17 protein-coding genes are annotated in these 22286 nt (G+C 73.0%); 7 read left to right on the top strand and 10 right to left on the bottom strand.

The genetic code is table 11. The features are described from left to right. The 3 genes from A37W_RS0119980 to A37W_RS0119970 are packed head-to-tail and all read right to left on the bottom strand — an operon-like array spanning nucleotide 1 to nucleotide 2089. Nucleotides 1-792, bottom strand: a complete 792-nt coding sequence (locus A37W_RS0119980; RefSeq protein WP_018304829.1) for a metal ABC transporter permease — start codon at nucleotides 790-792, stop codon at nucleotides 1-3. Next, on the bottom strand, nucleotides 792-1589 hold the full coding sequence (locus A37W_RS0119975; protein WP_018304828.1) for a metal ABC transporter ATP-binding protein: 798 nt from the start codon (nucleotides 1587-1589) through the stop codon (nucleotides 792-794). Before A37W_RS0119975 ends, A37W_RS0119980 begins: the two co-directional genes overlap by 1 nt. After that, nucleotides 1586-2089 carry a helix-turn-helix domain-containing protein gene (locus A37W_RS0119970; protein WP_018304827.1) on the bottom strand — a complete coding sequence of 168 codons (504 nt, stop codon included), beginning with the start codon at nucleotides 2087-2089 and terminating at the stop codon, nucleotides 1586-1588. The genes A37W_RS0119975 and A37W_RS0119970 overlap by 4 nt, the downstream gene beginning before the upstream one ends. A 55-nt stretch (nucleotides 2090-2144) precedes the next feature. Here A37W_RS0119970 and A37W_RS0119965 point away from each other — a divergent pair, with 55 nt between their 5' ends. The 5 genes from A37W_RS0119965 to A37W_RS0119945 all read left to right on the top strand — a co-directional run bounded on the left by A37W_RS0119965 (nucleotide 2145) and on the right by A37W_RS0119945 (nucleotide 7045). Beyond that, nucleotides 2145-3161 (top strand): zinc ABC transporter substrate-binding protein, encoded by a 1017-nt coding sequence (locus tag A37W_RS0119965; RefSeq protein ID WP_018304826.1) that lies wholly within the window; start codon nucleotides 2145-2147, stop codon nucleotides 3159-3161. Between the two features lie 134 nt (nucleotides 3162-3295). Continuing rightward, nucleotides 3296-4201 (top strand): glycine betaine ABC transporter substrate-binding protein OsmF, encoded by a 906-nt coding sequence (osmF, locus tag A37W_RS0119960; RefSeq protein WP_018304825.1) that lies wholly within the window; start codon nucleotides 3296-3298, stop codon nucleotides 4199-4201. A 35-nt stretch (nucleotides 4202-4236) separates the two neighbouring features. Then, nucleotides 4237-5382, top strand: coding sequence for an ABC transporter permease (locus A37W_RS0119955; RefSeq protein WP_018304824.1), 1146 nt, complete (start codon nucleotides 4237-4239; stop codon nucleotides 5380-5382). After that, the gene (locus A37W_RS0119950; protein WP_018304823.1) at nucleotides 5379-6314 is read left to right on the top strand and encodes an ABC transporter ATP-binding protein; all 936 of its coding nucleotides are present in this window, start codon (nucleotides 5379-5381) and stop codon (nucleotides 6312-6314) included. The genes A37W_RS0119955 and A37W_RS0119950 overlap by 4 nt, the downstream gene beginning before the upstream one ends. Beyond that, the gene (locus A37W_RS0119945) at nucleotides 6311-7045 is read left to right on the top strand and encodes an ABC transporter permease (RefSeq protein ID WP_018304822.1); all 735 of its coding nucleotides are present in this window, start codon (nucleotides 6311-6313) and stop codon (nucleotides 7043-7045) included. The genes A37W_RS0119950 and A37W_RS0119945 overlap by 4 nt, the downstream gene beginning before the upstream one ends. Nucleotides 7046-7049: 4 nt before the next feature. Here A37W_RS0119945 and trhA read toward each other — a convergent pair whose 3' ends face one another. The 7 genes from trhA to truA form a co-directional block, all read right to left on the bottom strand. Further along, nucleotides 7050-7694 (bottom strand): PAQR family membrane homeostasis protein TrhA, encoded by a 645-nt coding sequence (gene trhA, locus A37W_RS0119940; RefSeq protein WP_026198634.1) that lies wholly within the window; start codon nucleotides 7692-7694, stop codon nucleotides 7050-7052. Between the two features lie 121 nt (nucleotides 7695-7815). Further along, nucleotides 7816-8898, bottom strand: a complete 1083-nt coding sequence (locus A37W_RS0119935; RefSeq protein ID WP_018304820.1) for a CaiB/BaiF CoA transferase family protein — start codon at nucleotides 8896-8898, stop codon at nucleotides 7816-7818. Further along, nucleotides 8898-10061, bottom strand: coding sequence for an acyl-CoA dehydrogenase family protein (locus A37W_RS0119930; RefSeq protein WP_018304819.1), 1164 nt, complete (start codon nucleotides 10059-10061; stop codon nucleotides 8898-8900). Before A37W_RS0119930 ends, A37W_RS0119935 begins: the two co-directional genes overlap by 1 nt. 37 nt (nucleotides 10062-10098) lie before the next feature. After that, entirely contained in the window at nucleotides 10099-10551 is a 453-nt protein-coding gene (locus tag A37W_RS0119925) for an SRPBCC family protein (protein ID WP_018304818.1), read from the bottom strand. Nucleotides 10552-10661: 110 nt separating this feature from the next. After that, nucleotides 10662-16577, bottom strand: coding sequence for a translocation/assembly module TamB domain-containing protein (locus A37W_RS23055; RefSeq protein ID WP_018304817.1), 5916 nt, complete (start codon nucleotides 16575-16577; stop codon nucleotides 10662-10664). 2 nt (nucleotides 16578-16579) lie between these two features. Then, nucleotides 16580-18400, bottom strand: a complete 1821-nt coding sequence (locus tag A37W_RS0119915) for an autotransporter assembly complex protein TamA (RefSeq protein WP_018304816.1) — start codon at nucleotides 18398-18400, stop codon at nucleotides 16580-16582. Between the two features lie 153 nt (nucleotides 18401-18553). Then, nucleotides 18554-19327 (bottom strand): tRNA pseudouridine(38-40) synthase TruA, encoded by a 774-nt coding sequence (gene truA, locus A37W_RS0119910; protein ID WP_018304815.1) that lies wholly within the window; start codon nucleotides 19325-19327, stop codon nucleotides 18554-18556. Between the two features lie 346 nt (nucleotides 19328-19673). Between truA and A37W_RS0119905 the strand changes: the two genes are divergently transcribed. Then, the gene (locus tag A37W_RS0119905; RefSeq protein ID WP_018304814.1) at nucleotides 19674-21095 is read left to right on the top strand and encodes a YcjX family GTP-binding protein; all 1422 of its coding nucleotides are present in this window, start codon (nucleotides 19674-19676) and stop codon (nucleotides 21093-21095) included. A gap of 27 nt (nucleotides 21096-21122) precedes the next feature. Next, nucleotides 21123-22124, top strand: a complete 1002-nt coding sequence (locus A37W_RS0119900) for a YcjF family protein (RefSeq protein WP_018304813.1) — start codon at nucleotides 21123-21125, stop codon at nucleotides 22122-22124. Nucleotides 22125-22286 lie beyond the last annotated feature (162 nt).

Below are 22286 nucleotides of genomic sequence, written 5' to 3'. Positions count from 1 at the left end.
TCAGCCGGCGCGGACGCCGCGGAGAAGGCCGGTGACCATGAAGGCGAGGGCAGCGACGCAGACGATGCTGGGGCCGGCCGGCGTGTCGAGGACGTAGGCCGCGCGCAGTCCGGCGACGGCGGAGCCGGCACCGATGGCGGCCGCGATCAGCGCCATCCCCTCGGGCGTCCGGGCCAGCGGCCGCGCCGCGGCGGCGGGCACGATCAGCAACGCCGCGATCAGGAGGGCCCCCACGACCTTGATCGCCACCGCCACCGTGATCGCGAGGGACAGGGTCAGGACCAGCTGTTCGCGCCGGGGGTCGATCCCGCTGGCGTGGGCCAGCTCCTCGTTCAGCGTCGCGGTCAGCAGCGCCGACCAGCGCCAGCCGATCAGGCCGGCGACGAGCGCCGCGCCGCCCCAGATCACGGCGAGGTCGGTGCGCGAGACGGCGAGGATGTCGCCGAAGAGGTAGGCCATCAGGTCGATGCGGATCCCCGGCAGGAACGACACCGCGACCAGGCCGAAGGCCAGCGCCGAGTGGGCCAGCACGCCGAGGAGCGTGTCCATCGTGTAGCCCCGCCCGCTGAGGGCCGAGACGGTGAGCGCCATCGCCAGCGCGACGGCGAGGGCGCCGGCGAAGATCGAGATCTGCAACGCAAGGGCGAGGGCCACGCCGAGGATCGCGGCATGCGCCGTGGCATCGCCGAAATAGGCCATCCGCCGCCACACGACGAAGCTGCCGAGGGGCGCCGCGGCGACGGCCACTCCGATGCCGGCCAGCGTGGCGCGGGCCATGAAGTCGTCCAGCATCAGTCCGCCGCCTCGTGCTCGGGGTGGTCGTGCGCGTGACGGTCGTGGTGGTGGTGCGCGTGGTCGTGGTCGTGATGATCGTGTGCGTGGTGATGGTGGTGGTCGTGGTCGTGCCGGTAGAGCGCCAGCGCGCCGCCCGTGCCGGTGCCGAAGAGGGCGCGGTACTCCGGCGCGGACGAGACATGCTCGGGCGTGCCGTGGCAGCAGACATGGCGGTTGAGGCAGATCACCCGGTCCGAGGCCGCCATCACGACGTGCAACTCGTGGCTGATCATCAGGACGGCGCAGCCGGTCTCGCGGCGCACCTCCTCGATCAGGCGGTAGAAGGCGGCGGAGCCGGGCTGGTCGAGCCCGGCCGTCGGCTCGTCCAGCAGCAGGAGGCCGGGCCGCGCCACCAGCGCCCGGGCCAGAAGCGCCCGCTGCAGCTGTCCGCCCGACAATTGCGACATCTGACGCCGCGCGATCTCGGGCACGCCGGCGCGGGCGAGGGCGGCGGTCACGTCGGCCCGGGAGGCGCCGCCCGGCAGGCGCAGGAACCGCTCCACCGTGATCGGCAGGGCCGGGTCGACATGCAGGCGCTGCGGCAGGTAGCCGACGACGAGTCCCGGCGCCCGGACGATCCGCCCGGACGCGGCCGGGACCGCGCCGACGATGGCGCGGAACAGCGAGGTCTTGCCCGAGCCGTTCGGGCCGACGATGGTCACGATCTCGCCCCGGTCCACCGCGAGGCTGACGTCGTGCAGCACCTCGGTCGCGCCGTGGCGGACGCCGAGGCCTTCGACGGACAGCAGGGTCATGCGTCGGCCTTCCCGGCGCAGGCCGGGCAGACGCCGACCGCCTCGACCACCGTCCGCTCGATCGTGAAGCCGGCGGCGCGGGCCGCGTCGCCGAGGCTGCCGCGGGACGGCGTCGCCCGCGCCTCGGCCACGCCTTCGCACAGGCGGCAGATCAGGAACGCGGGCGAATGCGAGGCGCCCGGATGGGCGCAGGCGACGAACGCGTTCAGCCGCTCGATCTTGTGGACGAAGCCGTGCGCGACGAGGAAGTCGAGCGCGCGGTAGGCGACCGGCGGCTGGGCGCCGTAGCCCGCGTCGCGGAGCCGGTCGAGAAGCTCGTAGGCGCCGAGGGCGCGGTGCTCGCGCAGGAGGATCTCGAACGCGGTCCGCCGGACGGGGGTGAAGCGCAGCCCTTCATCGACGCATTGCACCTCGGCCGCCGCAAGAGCGGCGTCGACGCAGTGACCGTGGTCGTGGGCGTCGAAGCCGACGGGATCGGTGCCGGGACTGGCACTTGTCATATTATCACATCTCGTCTACAAGGCGATAACGTTATATTGTCACAAGGCCGGCCCGATGTCCAGAAACCCCCTTCCGCTGTCGATGGTCACGATTCTGCTGGGGGGCGCTGCAGTCGCGGACGTGCCCCGGGTCGTGGCCGACATCGCGCCGGTGCACGCGCTCGTGTCCCGCGTCATGCAGGGCGTGGGCGTCCCCGACCTCATCGTGCAGGCTGGCGCCTCGCCTCACGTCTACAACCTGAGGCCGTCCGAGGCCGGCGCCCTGCAGGAGGCGGACCTCGTCTTCTGGACGGGCCCGGACCTCACGCCGTGGCTGACCGACGCGCTGGACACGCTCGCGGCGGACGCGACGGTGACGGCGCTGGAGGATGTCGACGGCACCGCGCTGTTGCAGGTCCGGGAGGGCGCGTCGTTCGAGGCGCACGAGCACGGCGCGGCGGATCATGCGGAGCACGAGCACGGCGACGAAGATCATGGCGAAGGGGACGACCACGCGGCGCACGAGGACGAGGCGCAGGACCACGACCACGACCACGACCACGGGCACGACCAGCACGACCACGGGCACGACCCGCATGCCTGGCTGTCGCCCGCCAACGCGGCGGTCTGGGTGGACGAGATCGCGGCGCAGCTGGCGGCGGCGGACCCGGAGAACGCCGCGGCCTACGCCGCGAACGCGGCTGCGGCGCGGGAGGAGCTGAGTGCGCTGGAGGCGGACATCGACGCCACCCTCGCGCCGGTCCGGGGCCGCGGGTTCATCGTTTTCCACGACGCCTACCAGTATTTCGAGACCGCCTTCGACATGCCCGCCTCGGGCGCGATCTCTCTGTCGGACGCGGCAGAACCCGGCCCCGCGCGCATCGCCGAAATCCGCGACCGGGTGGCGGACGCCGGGATCGACTGCGTCCTGACCGAGCCGCAGTTCAACCCCGGCCTCGTCGCGACGGTGCTGGACGGGACGGAGGTGCGGACGGCGGTGCTGGACCCGCTCGGGTCGGGGCTGGAGCCGGGGGCCGACCTCTACCCGCAGATGATGCGCGACCTCGCCACCGCGCTGGCGGGCTGCCTGTAGCGGGAGGGGAGGCGCCCGGCGGGGCCCGCACTCGTGCGACAGCGCGGGCTTGGCCGGGGGGAGGTTCCTTCTACATTGCCCCTCCGAGCCGCGCCGCACGGCGCCGAAGTCATCTCCGCAGGAGCCGTCCTCTCATGAAATCCCCACTGATCCTCGCCGCCGGCCTGTTCGGCACCCTCGCCGCGACGGCGCAGGCCGACATCACCGTCTCGTCCAAGATCGACACCGAGGGTGGCCTTCTCGGCAACATCATCGCCCTCGCCCTCGAGGACGCGGGCCTGCCGGTGGAGCGGCGGCTTCAGCTCGGCGGCACCCAGGTCGTGCGCGAGGCGATCCTCGCCGGGCAGATCGACATCTATCCCGAATACACCGGCAACGCGGCCTTCTTCTTCAACGAGGCGGACAGCGACGTCTGGAAGAACGCGGCCGAGGCGCATGACCGCGCCGCCGAGCTCGACGCCGAGGCGAACGACATCACCTGGCTCGACAGCGCGCCGGCGAACAACACCTGGGCGATCGCCGTCACCGGCCCGGTGGCCGAGGAGAACGGCCTCGTCACCATGTCCGACTTCGGCGAATGGGTCGCCGGCGGCGGCGACGTGACGCTGGCCGCCTCGACCGAGTTCGTCTCGTCCCCCGCCGTCCTGCCCGCGATGCAGGAGACCTACGGCTTCGAGATGGGCGAGGACCAGCTGGTGATCCTGTCCGGCGGCGACACCGCCGCGACGATCCAGGCGGCGGCGCGCGGCACGTCGGGCGTGAACGCGGCAATGGTCTACGGCACCGACGGCGGCGTCGGCGCCACCGGCCTCGTCGTGATGGAGGACGACCAGGGCGTCCAGCCGGTCTACGAGCCGACGCCGATCGTCCGCGCCGAGGTGCTGGAGGAATATCCGTCGATTCCCGAGGTGCTGAACCCGATCTTCGCCGGCCTCGACATGCAGACGCTGCAGCAGCTGAACGGTCGGATCCAGGTCGGCGGCGAGCCGGCCGAGGCGGTTGCGCGCGACTATCTCACTCAGGCCGGGGTCCTCGACTGACCCCCACCGGCACGGCATCGTTGACCGGGCGGAGCGTGTCTCCGCCCGGTCTGCTGTTCTGCGTCCTCGGCTTCGCGGCCCTCGCGGTCCCGTTCATGACTCTGGCCGAGAATCGGATCGTCGCGGGGGAGGGCGTGCTGGCGTGGAACGTCGCCTCTGCGGGGGCGACGTGGCCGGGGGTCCTGGCGGTGGCGCTGGGCCTCGTCCTCGGCGTGCCGGCGCAGTGGGCGCTCGTGCGGCTGGGCGGGGCGATCCTGGGCCTCGGCGGGCTGCTGTGGCTGCTGGCGTTGGGCGGGCCCGTCCTGCTGGAGGGCGCGGGCAACTACGCGCGGGTCTCGCCGGCGATCGGCTTCTGGTGCCTGCTGCTCATCCTCATGCTCCTGATGGCGGACGCGCTGGCGCAGATGCGGCCCGGGCCGCTGGCGCGGGGGGCGCTCCTCGCCGCGGTGCTGGGGGCGCTGGCGGTGATCCTGTGGTCGGGGGCGCTGTCGCCGCTGTCGATTCTGCAGGAATATGCCAGCCGCCGGGCCGCCTTCGCCGATGCCGCCATGCGGCACCTGGCGCTGTCCTTCGGCTCGCTCGCCGTGGCGGCTGCGATCGGCTTCCCGTTGGGCATCCTGTGCCACCGCCGGGCGAGCCTGCGCGGCACGACGCTGCCGATCCTCAGCTTCCTGCAGACGATCCCGTCGCTCGCCATGTTCGGGATCATGATCCCGATCCTCGGCTGGGTCGGCGACAGCGTGCCCGGCGCGCAGGCGATCGGCATCGCCGGCATCGGCTTCGCCCCCGCCTTCCTCGCGCTCGTCCTCTACGCGCTGCTGCCGGTCGTCGGAAACACCGTCGCGGGCCTCGACTCCGCGCCGCCTGCGGCGATCGAGGCGGCGCGGGGCATGGGCATGACGCCGGGCCAGCGCCTGTGGAAGGTCGAGCTGCCGCTCGGCCTGCCGGTGATCCTGACCGGCCTGCGCATCGTGCTGGTGCAGAACATCGGCCTCGCCGTGATCGCGGGCCTGATCGGCGGCGGCGGCTTCGGCACGTTCGTGTTCCAGGGGCTGAATCAGACGGCGACCGACCTGATCCTCCTCGGCGCGCTGCCGACGGTGGCGCTGGCGCTGGTCTCGGCCATCGTCATGGACATCCTGGTGGAGCTGGCCCGCCCGACGCCGGAGGGAGGCGCATGATCGAGATCGACCGCATCACCAAGATGTATGGCGACACCGCCGCGGTGGACGCCGTGAGCCTGACCGCCGAGAGCGGGACCATCACCTGCATCGTCGGCACGTCCGGCTCGGGCAAGACGACGCTGCTGCGGATGATCAACCGTCTGGAGGAGCCGACCTCGGGCGAGGTGCGGATCAACGGCGACTCCACGCTGGCGACCAAGCCTCACCTTCTGCGGCGGCGGATCGGCTACGCGATCCAGGGCCACGGCCTGTTCCCGCACCACACCGTCGGCCGCAACATCGGCGCGGTGCCCGAGCTGCTGGGCTGGCCGAAGGACAGGATCCGCGCCCGCGTGGACGAGCTGCTGGAGCTGTTCTCGATGGAACCGGACCAGTTCCGCGACCGCTACCCGGGCGAGCTGTCGGGCGGTCAGCAGCAGCGGGTCGGCGTCGCGCGGGCGCTGGCGTCGCGGCCGGACCTCCTGCTCATGGACGAGCCGTTCGGCGCGCTCGACCCGATCATCCGGGCGCGGGCGCAGGACGACCTTCGCCGCATCCAGAAGGCGCTCGGCTCGACCATCATGCTGGTTACCCACGACATGGACGAGGCGATCCGCCTCGGCGACATGGTCGCGGTGATGGATGGCGGCAAGCTGGTCCAGTACGCCCCGCCGGCCGAGATCATCGCCCGGCCCGCCACGTCCTTCGTCGCCGACATGGTGGGCGAGGTGGAGCGGCCGATGCGCCTTCTGTCGCTGGTGCCGGTGGCGGAGGTCGTCGAGGACGGCGCCGCCGACGGCGAGGCGCTGCCGGCCGACGCGAGCCTCCGGGACGCCCTGTCGGCGTGCCTGTGGACCGGCCGGACCGCGGTCCCGGTGACACGGGACGGGGCGGCGGCGGGGCGTGTGACGCTGGACGCGATCCGGGCGCGGGCGGAGCTGCACGCGTGAGGATCGGAACGATCCTGCGGCCGGCGCTGGTGATCCTGCTGCTGGCGCTGGTGCTGCGTCCCCGCTGGTTCGCGCCGGTCTTTGCGCCGCTGGCGCCGCAGGGCGCGCCGGTGATCTACGAGCGCAGCTCGCTCCTGTCGCTGTCGCTCAGCCATCTCGGCCTCGTGGCGGCGGCGACGCTGGCTGCGACTCTGGTCGCGGTGACGCTGGCGATCCTGGTGACCCGGCCGGCAGGGGCGGCGTTCCGGCCGCTGTCGCGCACGATCACCAACATGGGCCAGACGTTCCCGCCGGTCGCGGTTCTGGCGCTGGCGGTGCCGGCGCTCGGCTTCGGCGCGGGGCCGACGCTGGTGGCCTTGTTCCTCTACGGTCTCCTGCCGATCTTCGAGAACTCCGTCACCGCGCTCACCACCCTGCCGCCGACCACGATGGAGGCGGCGCGCGGCATCGGCCTCGGCCGGTGGCAGCGGCTGCTGCGGGTGGAGCTGCCGCTCGCCCTGCCGGTGATCCTGACGGGGATCCGGCTGTCGGTCGTCATCTCGCTGGGGACCGCGACCATCGGCTCGACCGTGGCGGCGCGGACGCTGGGCGAGGTCATCATCGCGGGCCTGCTGACCAGCAACACCGCCTACGTGCTGCAGGGCGGGCTGATCGTGGGGCTGTTCGCGGTGCTGATCTACGACGCGCTGGTGCAGCTGGAGCGGCGTCTCGCCCGCCGCGCAGGGCGCTGAGGCCCTACACGAGCGCGTTGGCGATGCCGGCGAAGACCGCCGCCGTCGCGGCGAGGACCAGCCCGTGCCAGATCGCCTGCGCGAAGCGCAGCCTCTCGCGCAGGAAGACCACGAGGCCGAGCAGGTACAGCGCGGCGCCGAGCAGGATCAGCGCCGGCGTGGCCACCGGCGCGCGCTGCGCCAGCGGCCAGAGGGTCAGCGCGGCCGGCCAGGCGAGCGCGAGGTAGAAGACCAGCCCCGCATCGCGCCCGGGCCGCCACAGGAACAGCTTGACCAGCGCGCCGGCGAGGGCGGCGGTCCACGCCGCCCACAGCGTCGCGTGGGCGAGGGTGGTGCCGGCGAGGACGGCGAGCGGCGTCACCGTGCCGGCGATCTTGAGGAAGATCGCGGCGTGGTCCAGCCGCCGGAACAGGGGCCGCGCCGCCGGAACGGGCGGAAAGTGGTAGAGGGCGGAGGCGACGAAGGACAGCGTGATCGCCGCGCCGTAGACCGTCAGCGCGAGGCGCGCCTCGGGGGTCAGCGACAGGCGGGAGAGGAGGGTCGCGGTCCCGGCCGTGCCGAGCGCGATCCCCAGGACATGGACCAGCGCGTCGGCGATCCGCTCGTCGCGGGTGTAGTCGGGATAGATGTAGCCTGGGGTCTGCATCATGACCCACGGATGGCGTGCCGGCATGTCGGGGGCGTGACGCCTTCGCGACGGGTTGACGACGCGTCAGGCGAAATGAGGCGGAGATCGGGCCGGACGGCGGGCCCCGGATCGGGTCGCGCCCTCAGCCGAGGGGCGGGACCGGGCCGTAGCGCCGCGCCTCGCCTGCGACGCGGGCGGCCGGGGCGGGGTAGGAGACGGGGCCGTTCGGCGTGTCCACCTCGATCCGCCGCAGGTGCGGGTGGGCGGCGAGGCGGGCCATGTCGCTGACCGCGGCGAGCGCCACGTCGGCCTGCAGCAGCGCCTCGGTCGCCTCCGCCTCGGTCCGCCGGGCGAAGCCTTCGGCGACGAGGGCGTCCGTCTCGGCGCGGTTCTGCACGCGCGCCACGTTGCTGGCGAAGCGCGGGTCGGTGCCGAGGTCCGGTTGGCCGAGGAACAGGTCGCACAGCTTGCGCCACTCGCGGTCGGACTGGACGGAAATCAGGACCTGCACCCCGTCGGACGTCTCGAACACGCCGTACGGCGCGATGGACGGATGCGCCATGCCGACGCGCCGCGGCGAGTGCCCGCCCTCGTGGTTGAGGAGCGGCACGGTCAGCCAGTCCGCCATCACGTCGAACATCGAGACGGAGATCGCCGCACCCTCGCCGGTAATGCCCCGGGCGATCAGGGCCTCGAGGATCGCGGCGTGGGCGGTGGCGCCGGTAGCGATGTCGACGATGGAGATGCCGACTCGCGCCGGCTCGGACGGGCCGCCGGTGATCGAGCAGAGGCCGGATTCGGCCTGGATCAGCAGGTCATAGGCCTTGCGGTCCGCCATCGGCCCGTCCTCGCCATAGCCCGAGATGGCGCAGACGATCAGGCGCGGGTAATCGGTGCGCAGCCGCTCGGTCGCGAAGCCGAGCCGCGCCATCGCGCCGTGCTTGAGGTTCTGCACCAGCACGTCGGCGCCGGCGATCAGCTCCTCCAGCCGGGCCTTGCCCTTGTCCGTGGCGAGGTCGAGCACCACGGACGTCTTCCCGCGGTTCAGCCAGACGAAGTAGCTCGACTGCCCGGCCGCGACGGCGTCGTAGCCGCGGGCGAAGTCGCCCTCGGGCCGCTCGATCTTCACCACCTCCGCCCCCGCGTCGGCGAGGCGCGAGGTGCAGAAGGGCGCGGCGACCGCCTGCTCTACGGCGACGACCTTGAGGCCCTTCAGCGGGAGCATCAGAACGACCGCGGCAGGCCGAGGACGTGCTGGCCGATGTAGCTGAGGATCATGTTGGTCGAGATCGGCGCGACCTGGTACAGGCGCGTCTCGCGGAACTTGCGCTCCACGTCGTATTCGTGGGCGAAGCCGAAGCCGCCGTGGAACTGGATGCAGGCGTTCGCCGCCTCCCACGACGCCTTGGCGGCGAGGTATTTCGCCATGTTCGCCTCGGCTCCGCAGGGCTGGTCGGTGTCGTAGAGGTCGCAGGCGCGGAAGCGCATCAGGTTCGCCGCCTCGGTCTCGATGTAGCTCTCGGCGATGGGGAACTGCACGCCCTGGTTCTGGCCGATGGGACGGCCGAAGACGGTGCGCTCGCTGGCGTAGCCGGTGACCCGGTCGAGGAACCAGTAGGCGTCGCCGATGCACTCGGCCGCGATCAGCACCCGCTCGGCGTTAAGGCCGGACAGGAGGTGCTTGAAACCCTGGCCCTCGGTGCCGATCAGCGCGTCCGCCGGCAACTCCAGATCGTCGAAGAACAGCTCGTTCGTTTCGTGGTTCACCATGTTCTTGATCGGCTTCACGGTCAGGCCGTTGCCGATGGCCGCCTTGAGGTCGACGAGGAATATCGACATGCCGTTCGACGGCTTGTCGACCTCCGCCAGAGGGGTGGTGCGGGCGAGAAGGATCATCAGGTCCGAATGCTGGACCCGGCTGATCCACACCTTCTGGCCGTTCACCACCCAGCGGTCGCCCTTGCGGACCGCCGTCGTCTTCAGCTGCGTCGTGTCCGTCCCCGTCGTCGGCTCGGTGACCGCCATCGACTGCAACCGCAACTCGCCGGAGGCGATGCGCTGCAGATACGCGTCTTTCTGGGCGTCGGAGCCGTATTTTATCAGCGTATTGATGACGTACATCTGCCCGTGGCAGGCGCCGGAATTGCCGCCGGAGCGGTTGATCTCCTCCATGATGACCGACGCGGCGCCGAGGCCGAGGCCGGAGCCGCCGTGTTCCTCGGGGATCAGCGCGGCCATCCAGCCTTGCGTCGTCAGCGCGTCCACGAACTCGGTCGGGTAGGCGCCGTCGGCGTCGACCTTGCGGTGGTACTCGTCCGGGAAGTCGGCGCAGAGGGCGCGGACGGCGTCGCGGATGTCCTGGTACTGGTCGGGCGTCTGCGGGATCATGGCGCTCCTCCTCGGGACGCGGGGTCGGGACGGGGCGTCAGGCCGCCGGGGCGCCCTCGACCTGGTCCTTGAAGCTCTCGAAGAACTGGTCGGCCATCTTGCGGGCGAAGCCGCCGACGATCCGGTTGCCGAGCTGCGCCAGCTTGCCGCCGACCTGCGCGTCGACCTTGTAGTCGAGCTGCGTGCCCTCGGGCACCTCGGTCAGTTTCACGTCGGCGGACCCCTTGGCGAAGCCCGCGACGCCGCCCTTGCCCTCGCCGACGAGGGTGTAGCTCTCGGGCGGGTTCAGGTTCTCCAGCCGGACCTGGCCCTTGAAGGTCGCCTTCACCGGGCCGACCTTCTGCACCACGGTCGCCTCGAACCCCTCCTCGGGCGAGCCCGTCAGCTCCTGGCAGCCGGAGATGCAGGCCTTCAGGGTCTCGGGATCGTTCAGTTTCGCCCAGACGGTCTGGCGGTCGGCGGCGATGGTGCGGCTGCCTTCGAGTTCCATGGCAGGGGTCTCCTCCTTGCGGTCGCGGCGACAATGGGGGCAGGCGGGGGCGGATGCAATGCGCCCTGCGGGGCGCGGGCGCGGCCGGATCACTCCGGCCGCCGGCGGGATCAGTAGTCCCGCTCGAAGAAGATGCCGAGGGAGCTTTCGCCTTCGCTCGACACCGCGCCGCGGACGGTCAGATCCTCGGTCAGATCGAGGTTGATCGACAGCTCGGTCCCGCCCTCGCCCACGGTGACGTCGGTATAGACGTTCTCGCTGAGGTAGCGGCCGGCGCGCACGGCGAGGCCGCCGCTCTCGTCCGTCGTGACGTCCAGATCGTCGAGGCCGAGGCCCGAGCGGAAGCGGTCCAGCACCCCCTCGTTGCCGCTGACCAGCGTCGAGACGGCGGCCGCCAGCTGCACGGCCTGCAAGGGCGACAGCGAGCTGACGTCGCGCCCGAACAGGAGCCGCGCCAGCACCTCGTCCTGCGGGAATTGCGGGCTGGATTCGAACGTCACCTGCAGGTCCGACACCTCGCCCTCGAGGATGATGCGGACCTCGGTCCCGTCCGGTGCCTCGGTCTGCGCCACGAGGCGCAGGGCCGGGGAGAAGTCGCCGAGAAGCGTGATGGAGCCCTCGTCCAGCTCGAACCGCTGCTGCAGGATGTCGAGCCGGCCGCGGATCAGGTCGAACTGGCCGGCGGGGATGATGTCGTTGGTCGTGCCCTGCAGGGTCAGGCTGCCGCCCAGCTCGGCGTCGAGGCCGCGGCCGCGGACGAAGATCTGCCCCGGCGCGTCGATGGTGACGTCGAGGCGATAGCCGGGGCCGCCGCCGCCCCCACCGTCGCCATCCTGGCCCACGGGGGTGCCGTTCAGCGTCAGGTCGGCGCGGGCGAGGGTCCGCTGCACGTCGGCGGGCGCGCCCACGTGCTGCACCTCCGGCAGGTCGCCGAGCGAGCCGAGGCCGAGCGGCACCCGCACCTCGGCCCGGTCGATGACGAGGCGGCCGGCGATCAGCGCGCCGCCGGTGAGCGGGCCCGTCACCGACAGCCGGCCGTTCACCGTCGCCTCGAAGAGCGAGGGATCGCGGATGACGGCACCGTTCAGCGCGATGGTCAGGTCGCCCGAGTAGGGCGCCGACAGGCCGACCGGCCCGCTGACGCTGATCGTGCCGCCGGACGGCAGCGCGGCGTTGACCTGGATCTGGGCCGCCTGTCCATTCAGCGTCACGGTGGCCGAGATGTTCTCGATCGCCTGCCCGCCGGCGGGGCCGAGGGCGGGCAGCGCCAGCCGTCCGTTGGACGCGCTGATCGTGCCGGTGACCGAAGACAGCGCGGGCGGTCCGTCGATCGACAGGTCGAACGAGGCGAGCCCTTCCAGGCGCTGCGGTTCGATGAACTGGTTCGCGATGCCGAGAGGCGCGGTGCCGGTCACGTTCAGGGCGAGGTTGCCGCCGGGCAGGACCGCGCCGCCGATCTGCGCCTGCACGTCGCTCGGGCCGGTGACGGTGGCGTTCACGTTCCACTGGCCCGACGGATCGAGGGACGCGCTGCCCTGCGCCGTGAGGGGCCCGGGGAAGTCGGGCACGAAGAGGCCGAGGTCGGCGAGGCGGGCGTCGAACGTGGCCTGTCCGGTGCCGCCGGGTCTCGCCGTCAGGTCGGCGCTGACGTCGAGGTTGGGGAAGTCGACGACGAGGTTCTGCACCTGGATCGCGTCGCCGTCGCGGATCGCCCGGCCCGACAGCGTCCCGGTCCCGGCGAGAACCTGCGCCACTGCGGGCACGCCGACATCGAGGCCGGAGGCCTGCGCGTCCACCATCAGGTCGAAGGTGGACAGGTCCGTGCGAAGCCGCCCCTCCAGCCGCGCGTCGACGGCGCCGCCGAGGGGTCGGCCGATCAGGCCCTGATAGGCGCCGAGGTTGCTGGCGGCGAGGCGGACGCTGCCCTCGGCCTGCCAGAGCGCCGGATTTTCCGGGTCCAGCGGATCGAGGAGGGCGTCGACGGCGAGGTCGAGGCCGCCGGGGCCCGTGCCCTCGACGTCCACCGACAGCTGGCCTTCGCCCACGCGCCCGATCGTGCCCGCGAGGCGGGCGCCGCCCGACAGGCCCGGCGCGATCAGCGCGGTATTGGTCAGGCGCAGGTCGAACATTCCGTCGCCGAGTCCCTCCTGAAGGCTGCCGTCGAGCGTCAGGCCGAGGGCGGGTGTGGAGATAGCGACATCCTCGGCGGTGAAGTCGAGCGGGCCGGTGCGCGCGATGCGCCCGTTGATCCGTCCGTCGCCGGCGAGAAGGCCGTCGATGGTGTCGATGCCGACGCGCAGGTCGCTTGTCCGCCCCTGCAGGGTCAGGTCGAAGCTCGACAGATCGGTGGCGAGGTCGCCGGATGCCTGCAACCCCACGGTCCCGCCCAGCGTCCGCCCGGCGAGGCCGGAGAACGGTCCGAGGTCGGGCACGACGAGGTCGAAGCCAGGGGTCGAGACGACGCCGTCCGTCAGCGTCGCGTCGCCGCTGGCGCTGATCGCCGGGGCGCGGAGCGACAGGTCCGATACGGCGAAGTCCATCGGGCCGGTGCGCTCGGCCGTACCCGACAGCGTCACCTCGCCGCGCAGCAGCGGGTCCACCTGCGGCAGGCCGAGCGAGAGGCCGTTCGTCCGGGTGTCCAGCGTCAGGTCGAAGGACGAGGCGTCGATCGCCGCGAGGCCGGACGCCTCGGCCGTCACGCTGCCGGTCAGCGGCCGGCCGGCGATGCCGGAGAAGGGCGCGAGGTCGTCCACCTGCAGCGACAGGCCGTCCGTGCGGGCGATGCCGTCCTCGACGGCGATTTCGCCGGAGGCGTTCACGAGGGGCGAGGTCAGCGACAGCCCGGTCAGCGCGAAGTCGAGGGGGCCGGTGCGCTCCGCCTCGGCCGACAGGTTGATGTCGCCGGACAGCAGCTCGCCATACTCCGGCACGCCGGCGGCGAAGTCGCGGGCGCTGGCTTCGAGGGACAGGTCGAACGTCGCGGCGTCGATGGCGGCGGAGCCGGAGAGCTGCGCCTCCACGGTGCCGGCCAGCGGGGTGCCGGCGAGGACGGAGAACGGGCCGAGGTCGGTGACCGACAGGGTCAGCCCGTCGGTCGTCGCGATGCCGTCCTCGACCACCACCGAACCGCCGGCGTCGATCAGGGGCGAGGTCAGCGACAGCTGGCGCACGGCGTAGCTGTCGGGGCCGGTGCGTTCGGCGGCGGCGTCGAACTCGATCCGGCCGCGCAGGATCGGGTCGATCCCCGGAATGCCGACGCGCAGATCCTCGGCCGCGGCGTCGAGCGTCAGGTCGAGGACCGACAGGTCGAGCGCCGCCGTGCCGTCCGCCTGCGCCGTCACCGACCCGCCGAGCGTGCGGCCGGCGAGGGCGGAGAAGGGGGCGAGGTCGCTGATCTCGACCGACAGGCCCGGCGTCTCGATCACGCCGCCCTCGACGGTGACGGCGCCCGTGGCGTCGACGAGCGGCGAGTTCAGAACGAAGTCCTGCAGCGAGCCTTCCTGCGGCCCGGTCCGCACCGCGCGGCCCTGCAGGGTCACTGTGCCGTCCAGCAGCGGGTCGATCTGCGATATCCCGGTCGAGATGTCGTCCGCGCGGGCGTCGACCGTCAGGTCGAACGTGGACAGGTCGGTCTGCAACTGGCCGGAGGCGTCGGCGTCCAGCTCTCCGGCCAGGTCCCGGCCGGCGAGGCCGGACAGGGGTGCGAGGTCGGTGACGGTGACCGACAGACCATCCGTCTGAACGGTGCCAAAATCGTAGGAGCCGCTGCCGCGGGCGAACAGGAACGGCGACGACAGGTCGAGGCCTTCGACGCGGAAGTTCTCGGGGCCGAGGCGCAGGACGCGGCCCTGAAAGCGAACGCCCCCGGCGAGCAGCGGGTCGATGTCCGGCAGGCCGACCGACAGGTCGTTCGCCAGCGCCGACAGCGCCACCTGGAACGTGCCGAAGTCGGGCGCGGCCGAGCCGTCGAATGCCGCCTGCAGCGCACCGCCGAGATCGCGGCCGGCGAGTTCGGCGTAGGGGTCCAGGTCCGAGACGGCGATCGTACCCTCGTAGGTGATGCGCCCGCCGAGGTCGGTCGCCTCCTGCGTCGCGGTGATGTCGACGTTGCCGTTCGGGACCGAACCTTCCACGACGAGGCGGCCGGCGCCGTCCGCGCCGCGGCTCGCCTCGCCCGAGAGGTTCGCGCCGCCGGTGAGGCCGGGGACGGCGACCGACAGGTCGGGGATCTGGAAGTCGAAGCGGGCGTCGGACGCGGCGCTGGTGAGGTCGGCGTCGGCGGTAAGCGACAGGGCCGGCGTCTCGATGTTCAGGCGGGTCAGGCGCGTGCCGGTCTCGTCCCGGTCGGCGGCGAGGTCGATCGTGCCGGTCCCGGCGAGGAGGGGGTCCACGTTCTCGATGCCCAGCGCCAGCTCGCGCGTCTCGCCCGCCAGCGCGATCTCGAACGCGCCGTCGAGGGGGCGGGCGGAGAGGCCGACCATCAGCGAGGCGGCACCGGAGAGGTCCGTCCCGGCGAGGTCGGCGAAGCGGGTCAGGTCGTCCGACACCAGGTCCAGGTCGAGGCGCGTCAGGAACCGCTCGTCCGCGCCCTGCACCTCGCCCTCGCCCGACAGTTCGAGGCCGGGGCCGGTCAGGCTCAGCTCGTTCAGCTGGACCGGGCCGCCGTCGCGGGCAATCTCGACATGGCCCGCGATCTGCGAGCCGAGGGCCTGCGCGAGGCCGGGATCGGCCAGCTCCAGCCCCTCGGCGGAGAAGTCGAGTTCGACGTCGAGCGCGCCGGGCGTGTCGCCCTGCGGCGGGCTGATCGCGCCGATCGCGGACAGTTGCAGCAGGTCGAGCGCGAGGCCGTCGCGATCGACGTCGTTCGCCTCGACGACGAAGGTGAAATCCTCGCTCTCGGCCGCGTCGTAGCTGAGCTGGAGCGTGGCCGAGCCGACGTCGGTGCCGCCGGGCACCACGACGCCGCCCTCGCCGCCGCCGAGGCTGCCGTCCAGCATCAGGCGCACCGGCCAGTTGTCGGGCCCGATCACCGCCTCGCCCTCGATCGACAGCGCGTCGGTGCGCAGCACCAGTTCCGGCACCCGCGTCTCGCCGCCGGCCTGGCGCGAGGCGCGCAGGCGCAGCAGCGCCTGGTCGCCGACGAAGGGGCGGTAGGTTTCCGGCAGGAGCGGGGCGAGATCGCCCTCCAGGTTCAGCGCCACCTCGGTCGCGGGCGGGGCACCTTCCGGTCCCTCGGCCTCGCCGCCGGCGCGGGCGATCTCGAAGGTGCCCGACACGCGCGGTTCGCCGTTCGTGGCGAGGCTGATCTGGGCCTCGTAATCGTCGATCGGCCCGGTCCCGTCCAGCTGCAGCGCCAGCGCCGGCTCGCCCGGCAGGCCAAGGGCGCTGGCGACGAGGCCGCCCTCGGGCTCGGTCAGGTCGAGCGTCAGATCGAGAATGCGGCTCTCGTTGGAATAGGCGCCCGAGATCTCGAACCGACCGTCGCGGTCGAGGCGCTGGGCGACCACCGCCGCGCTGCCTTCGCCGCCTTCCAGCGACGCCTGCCCGGTGAGGTTGATCACGATCTCCTCGCCGAGGATCGGCTCGCCCAGCGTGATCTCGTCGATGCGGAAGTCGTCGACCTGGATCGAGACCGGCAGTTCGGGCAGCGAGAACGGCGTCGCTTCGGCCGACGGCACGGTGGCGTCGGCGATCGGCGCGCGCAGCACCTCCAGCGTCTCGGCCGACAGCTCCTCGACGTCGATCGCCCCGCGCAGCAGGGCCGAGCGGTTCCAGTCCAGCGTGAGGCCGGTGGCGCGCAGCCACACCCCCTCGCGGTCGAGGATCAGCAGCTCCTCCACCGTCGCCTCGGACGACAGCGCGCCCTCGAAGCCGTTGATCTGCACCTGCCGCGAGACGCCGGACAGGTTGTCCTCGATCAGCCCGGCGAGGAAGCCGACGTCGCGCTCTTCCTGCGCGTCGTCCTGGGCGAGGGCGGCGACCGGCAGACAGACCAGCCAGAAGAGACGGAAAACCCGAAGGAACACACTCAAAACGCTTGCCCGATCCCGATGTAGAGCTGGAGTTCCTCGAACGCGTCGTCGCCCGAGGCCGGCGTGCCGACGTCGACGCGGATCGGCCCGATGGGCGTGACGTAGCGGGCGCCGATGCCGGTGCCGGCGTGCCACGGGCCGTCCGTGTCGGGAAACGTGTCGGCGCTGATCGCGCCGATATCGTAGAAGGCGACGGCGCCGATCCGCGGCGTGACGCGCACCCGCGCTTCCAGCTGGGCGCCGACGAACGAGGCGCCGCCGGTGCCGATCTCGACGCCGTCGACGCTCGTCGTCAGGCCGAGGGACTGGTAGGGCTGGCCGCGCACGGTGCCGCCGCCGCCGGAATAGAACAGGTATTCCGACGGCACGTCGAACAGGCCGGCGCCGACCACCGAGCCGGCCTGCACCCGCGCCGCGAGCGTCACCCGGTCCTCGGCGAGAAAGCTGTAATAGGCCCGCGCGTCGGCGTAGAGGCGCGCCCCGGCGCCGGTGTCGTCCGTCCCGTAGAAGGGCGTCACCTCGCCGTCGAGGTAGTAGCCGAACCGCGCGTCGAGGTCGTCGTCCCGGCGGTCGAACGTCGCGCGCAGCGGCAGCGTGACGAGGTTGTAGTCCAGCTCCACCCCGTCGCGCTCCTCGCGGACGATGTAGGTGCCGATGCCGCCCTCCAGCTCGAGGTCGTCGCTGGCGTACCATTTCAGCGTCAGCTCGCTGGTCAGGCTGTCGGCGAGGTAGTCCTCCTCGTCCATCCGGTCGAGGTCGGCGCGGAAGGTCAGGTCGATGTCCGGCAGGAACGTCGCGGGGCGGATGAACTCGGTCCCGAGGTGATAGTCGATGCCGCCCGTGGCGCCGCCGATGCCGGTGACCTCGCCCTCGATCCGGAACTGCTCGGCCCCGCCGAGAAGGTTGCGGTGCAGCCAGTAGGCGGTGAGCGTCAGGCCGTCCTCGGTCGCGATCTCGGCGCCGAAGCCGATGCGGCGGGGCAGCGCCTCGACCACCTGGATCTCGACCGGCAGGGTCTGGTTCGGACCCGGCGCCGTCGCCTCGTTCAGCGAGACGGCGCTGAAGGCGGGCTGGCGGCGCAGGCGCCGTTCCGCCGCGGCGATAGCGTCCGGCGAGTAGATCTCGCCCACCGGCAGGCCGGCGATGGCGCGGACGCGCTCGGTCCGCACCGCGTCGTTCCCGGTCACGGTGACGGCGCCGAAGCTCAGCTGCGGCCCGGGGGCGATGGCGATGGCGGCGTCGACGCGGCGCTGCGGGTGCAGCGCGGTGATGTCGTCGTCCGCGACCTCGGCCAGCGGCCGTCCCGCCTCGCGCCAGCCGAGGACGGCGGCGTCGGCGGCGTCGACGATCACGCCGGCGCGGGCGACCTCGCCGGTGCGGAACTCCTCGGGGATGTCGCTGCCCTCGGCCACCGGGGCGACCTCGGCCCGGCCGAAGACGAATTCGGGGCCGGGATCGACGCGGATGTCGATGCGGCCGATCCGGTCCGGCGATTCGAGCGGCTGGATGGCCGAGGCCTCGCGGCCGTCCACGAGGATCGAGACGACGGGGCCGTACCGTCCTTCGGCGTACATCGCGGTCAGGATGCGCCGGTAGTCGGCGCGCGCGGCGGCGATGAAGTCCTGCGCCACGACGTCCGGGTCGTCGGCGTCGAGGCCCATCGTCAGGGCGGCGTTCTCGACCGCGCTGACGAGATCGTCGTCGGCCCCCGGCGGCAGCGTTACCGTCACCTCCTGCGCCGCGGCTCCGCCGCCCGCCAGCGCAAGCAGGCCCGGAAGCGCGAGAGTGGCGACGCGCGTCCGGCCTGAAACATTCACTCGTGCGATCGTCCCGTCCCCCTCGATCGGCCGGTCTCTTCTCCGGTTCGTATTTCGCCGAAGTCTAGCGACCGGCGGGGGGAGGGCAATCGCCCCGCGCCGAATTGCGGCGCCATCGGCGGGAAAGGCGCGGTCCGGAGGCCGCGTCGGCGGTCACTCTGTCGTGAAGGGATCGGCCGGGTAGCCGACATGGGCGAGGGTCAGCCCCCCAGGCGGCGCGACGGGTCCGCAGGCGGCGCGGTCGCGGGCGGCGAGCGCGGCGGCGACGTCGTCCGGTGCCCACGCCCCGGCGCCCACCCGCTCCAGCGTGCCGGCGAAGCTGCGGACCTGGTTGTGCAGGAACGACCGGGCGCGGACGTGGAGGCGGATCTCGGGGCCGGCGGGCGTCTCCACCTCCTCCACGTCGAGCGCGTCGAGGGTGCGGACCGGGCTGTCCGCCTGGCAGATCGACGAGCGGAAGGTGGTGAAGTCGTGCCGCCCGATCAGGTGCGCCGCGCCCGCCCGCATCGCAGCGGGATCGAGCGGGCGCGAGACCCGCCAGACCTGCCCGCCCTCCAGCACCGGCGGCGCCCGCCGGCAGAGGATGCGGTAGAGATAGCGCCGCTCGATCGCGCTGAAGCGGGCGTGCCAGTCGTCCGGCGCGCGGGCGCAGGCGGTAATCGCCACGGGGTGCGGCTTGAGATGGAAGTTCAGCGCCTCGGACAGGCGGAACGGATCCCACTCGCGCGCCAGGTCGGCCTGCGCGACCTGCCCGCGGGCATGGACGCCCGCATCGGTTCGGCCCGCGGCGGCGATGGTGTGCGCCCCCGGCTCCAGCCGCGCCAGCGCGGCCTCGATGGCGCCCTGCACCGACGGCGCGTCCGCCTGGCGCTGCCAGCCCGAGAAGGGGGCGCCGTGATATTCGACCTTGAGGGCGTAGCGGGGCATGGGCGCGTCGGTAGAGCGGGAGCAGCGGCGGGGCAAGCGGGGCGGGGGGATGCGGGGTGGTGCGTGGCAGTCGGGGCAGGGTGCGCGGGGGCGCCGGGCCTCGCGTCCGGCGCCCGCCCGCCCCGGCCCCGAGCCGGGGCCCCGACGAAAAAGGGTGCCAGGGTCCGGCGAGGCCCCGGGTCAAGCCCGGGGCGGGCATCCCCGACCCGAACCGGCCCCGGGTCAGGCCCGGGGCGGGGCCTCGTCCCGACGGAGCGCCGCGCCTGCCCGACCAGAACCACCGCCCTACACACCCGCGCCGCCGCCCCCTATGTTGCCGCGAACCGATCCGAAGGAACGACGCACCTTGGTCCTCTCCCGCCTGACCGACGGCCTGACGCGCAGCGTGGAGAGCGTGACCGACGCGGTGACGCAGCCCTTCTCGGACACCGTAATCCGGCTCGGCGTCACCGGCCTCAGCCGCGCCGGCAAGACGGTGTTCATCACCTCCCTCGTCGCCAACCTGCTCGACCGGGGGCGGATGCCGCAGCTGCGCGCCGCCGGCGAGGGGCGGATCGTGGCGGCCTGGCTGCAGCCGCAGCCCGACGACACGGTGCCCCGCTTCCGCTACGAGGATCACCTCGCCGCGCTCACCGCGACCGACCCGCGCTGGCCCGACGGGACCAAGCGGATCAGCGAGCTCAGGTTGTCGCTGAAGGTGCGGCCCAATGGTCTGCTGTCCGGTCTGCAGGGGCCGAAGACGGTGCATCTCGACATCGTGGACTACCCCGGCGAGTGGCTGCTCGACCTCGGCCTGATGGACCGCAGCTTCGCCGACTGGTCCCGCGACGTGCTGGAGCGGCTGGCGAGCCGGCCCGAGGCGGACGAGTTCCGCGCCGCGCTGTCGGCGTTCGACCCGTTGGCCGAGGACACCGGCGAGGCGCCGATGGCGGCGCTGGCGGACGCCTATCGCGGCTACCTCGAGGCGGCTTTCGCGACCGGCTATTCCGACCTGACGCCCGGCCGCTTCCGCCTGCCCGGCGACCTCGAGGGCTCGCCCGTCCTGACCTTCGCGCCGCTGCCGCAGCCGGCCGAGCGACCGTCCCGCCGCTCCGCCTGGCGCGAGTTCGAGCGGCGCTTCGAGAGCTACAAGCGCAACGTCGTCCGCCCCTTCTTCCGCGACCATTTCGCCCGGATCGACCGGCAGGTGGTCCTCGTCGATGTCCTCGGCGCGATCCATTCGGGGCCCCGCGCGGTGGAGGATCTGCGCCTCGCGATGGCCGACATCCTCGGCGCGTTCAAGCCGGGGCGGAACGCCTGGCTGACCTCTCTCTTCCGTGGGCGGCGGGTGGAGCGCATCCTCTTCGCCGCGACCAAGGCCGATCACCTGCACCACGCCCAGCACCCGCGCCTCGCCGCGATCGCGGAGGCGCTGCTGCGCGACGCTCGCGACCGCGCCGACTTCGCCGGGGCGCGGACCGAGGCGATGGCGATCGCCTCGCTGCGCACCACGGTGGAGGAGACGGTAACCCATGACGGGCGCGAGCTGAACGTGGTGCGCGGGCGGCTGGCGGAGAGCGGCAAGCAGGCGGCGTTCCATCCGGGCGACCTGCCGAGCGATCCGGCGCACGTCCTGTCGCCGGCCCGGTCCGGCGCCGCCGACTGGCTGGGCGCGGACTACGGCGCGATGGCCTTCGCGCCGGCGCGGCTGACGCTGACGCCGGGCGACGGGCCGCCGCACATCCGGCTCGACCGGGCGGCGGAGTTCCTGTTCGGCGACCGGCTGTAGGGAGGGCGCGATGAGCGACGAGAAACGGTGAGCGACGAGAAACGGTCGGGGCCGGTACTGATCGACCTCGACGACGGCGCCGCGCCCGCGGCCCCGCACGAGGCGCCGCCGGTGCCCGACCTGACGCCGCCGACCCGCGACGCGGCGATGGCGCAGATCGCGGCGCTGGCGGCGCGGCGGCCGTCGGCGCTGGGCCGCTGGTTCTGGGGCGCCGCCGGGGCGCTGCTGTCCTTCGTGCTGTCGATCGCGGCCTGGACCTTCGTCGCCAACCTCTTCGCCTGGTCGCCGCTCCTCGGCTGGATGGGGGCGGTGCTGATCGCGGTCTTCGTGCTCGTGCTGCTGCTGGCGGCGGCGCGGGAGATGACGGCGCTGCTGCGCCTGTCGCGCCTCGACCACGTGCGGGCGGAGGCGGAGGCGGCGCTGTCCGGCCACGACCTCGGCGCCGCCCGGCGGGCGGCGGACCACGTTGCGGGGCTGTATCGCGGGCGCGAGGATGCGGCCTGGGGGCTGGCGCGGCTGAAGGACCGGCGGGACGACATCCTCGACGCGGACGGCCTCCTGGGGCTGGTGGAGGCGGACCTGCTCGCGCCGCTCGACGCGGCGGCGATGCGCGAGGTCGAGGCGGCGGCCCGGCAGGTGGCGACGGTGACGGCGGTGGTGCCGCTGGCGCTGGCCGACGTGGTGACGGCGCTGACGGCGAACGTGCGGATGATCCGGCGGGTGGCGGAGGTCTATGGCGGCCGGTCCGGCGCGATCGGGGCCTGGCGGCTGACGCGGGCGGTGATGACGCATCTCGTGGCCACGGGGGCGGTGGCGGTGGGGGACGACCTGATCGGCTCGGTCGCCGGAGGGTCGGTGCTCAGCCGGGTGTCGCGCCGCTTCGGCGAGGGGATCGTGAACGGGGCGCTGACCGCGCGGGTCGGCGTCGCGGCGATGGAGGTCTGCCGGCCGCTGCCGTTCCGGGCGGTGAAGCGGCCGTCGGTCACGGCGCTGGTGCGGCGGGCGCTGACGGGGCTGTTCGGGGGGTGACGCCGTGCGGCGCTCGCGCGCGCCTTCGGCGCCGCATCGCCCCGCCCGCCGTCCCGGGCGGAGGGCTCTCCCGCCGCGGCGTGCCGTCTCGTGGAACGCTCTGCGCCTGTGCTTGGGAAGCGGTTCAGGGGCAGGTGTGCCCCTGAACGCGCCTCCCTCGAG

Origin of the sequence: Wenxinia marina DSM 24838, assembly GCF_000379485.1 — a bacterium.
Lineage (GTDB): Bacteria > Pseudomonadota > Alphaproteobacteria > Rhodobacterales > Rhodobacteraceae > Wenxinia > Wenxinia marina.
Note: the sequence above shows the minus strand (reverse complement) of the source record. Positions and strands in the feature narration are given on the sequence as shown.

What these genes read in the sequence shown, in the direction of transcription:
- A37W_RS0119980 (WP_018304829.1), bottom strand. Translation starts at nt 792, where the DNA reads ATGCTGGACGACTTCATGGCCCGCGCCACGCTGGCCGGCATCGGAGTG.
- osmF (WP_018304825.1), top strand. Translation starts at nt 3,296, where the DNA reads ATGAAATCCCCACTGATCCTCGCCGCCGGCCTGTTCGGCACCCTCGCC.
- A37W_RS0119935 (WP_018304820.1), bottom strand. Translation starts at nt 8,898, where the DNA reads ATGCTCCCGCTGAAGGGCCTCAAGGTCGTCGCCGTAGAGCAGGCGGTC.
- A37W_RS0119930 (WP_018304819.1), bottom strand. Translation starts at nt 10,061, where the DNA reads ATGATCCCGCAGACGCCCGACCAGTACCAGGACATCCGCGACGCCGTC.
- A37W_RS0119975 (WP_018304828.1), bottom strand. Translation starts at nt 1,589, where the DNA reads ATGACCCTGCTGTCCGTCGAAGGCCTCGGCGTCCGCCACGGCGCGACC.
- A37W_RS0119950 (WP_018304823.1), top strand. Translation starts at nt 5,379, where the DNA reads ATGATCGAGATCGACCGCATCACCAAGATGTATGGCGACACCGCCGCG.
- A37W_RS0119925 (WP_018304818.1), bottom strand. Translation starts at nt 10,551, where the DNA reads ATGGAACTCGAAGGCAGCCGCACCATCGCCGCCGACCGCCAGACCGTC.
- A37W_RS0119965 (WP_018304826.1), top strand. Translation starts at nt 2,145, where the DNA reads ATGTCCAGAAACCCCCTTCCGCTGTCGATGGTCACGATTCTGCTGGGG.
- trhA (WP_026198634.1), bottom strand. Translation starts at nt 7,694, where the DNA reads ATGATGCAGACCCCAGGCTACATCTATCCCGACTACACCCGCGACGAG.
- truA (WP_018304815.1), bottom strand. Translation starts at nt 19,327, where the DNA reads ATGCCCCGCTACGCCCTCAAGGTCGAATATCACGGCGCCCCCTTCTCG.
- A37W_RS0119970 (WP_018304827.1), bottom strand. Translation starts at nt 2,089, where the DNA reads ATGACAAGTGCCAGTCCCGGCACCGATCCCGTCGGCTTCGACGCCCAC.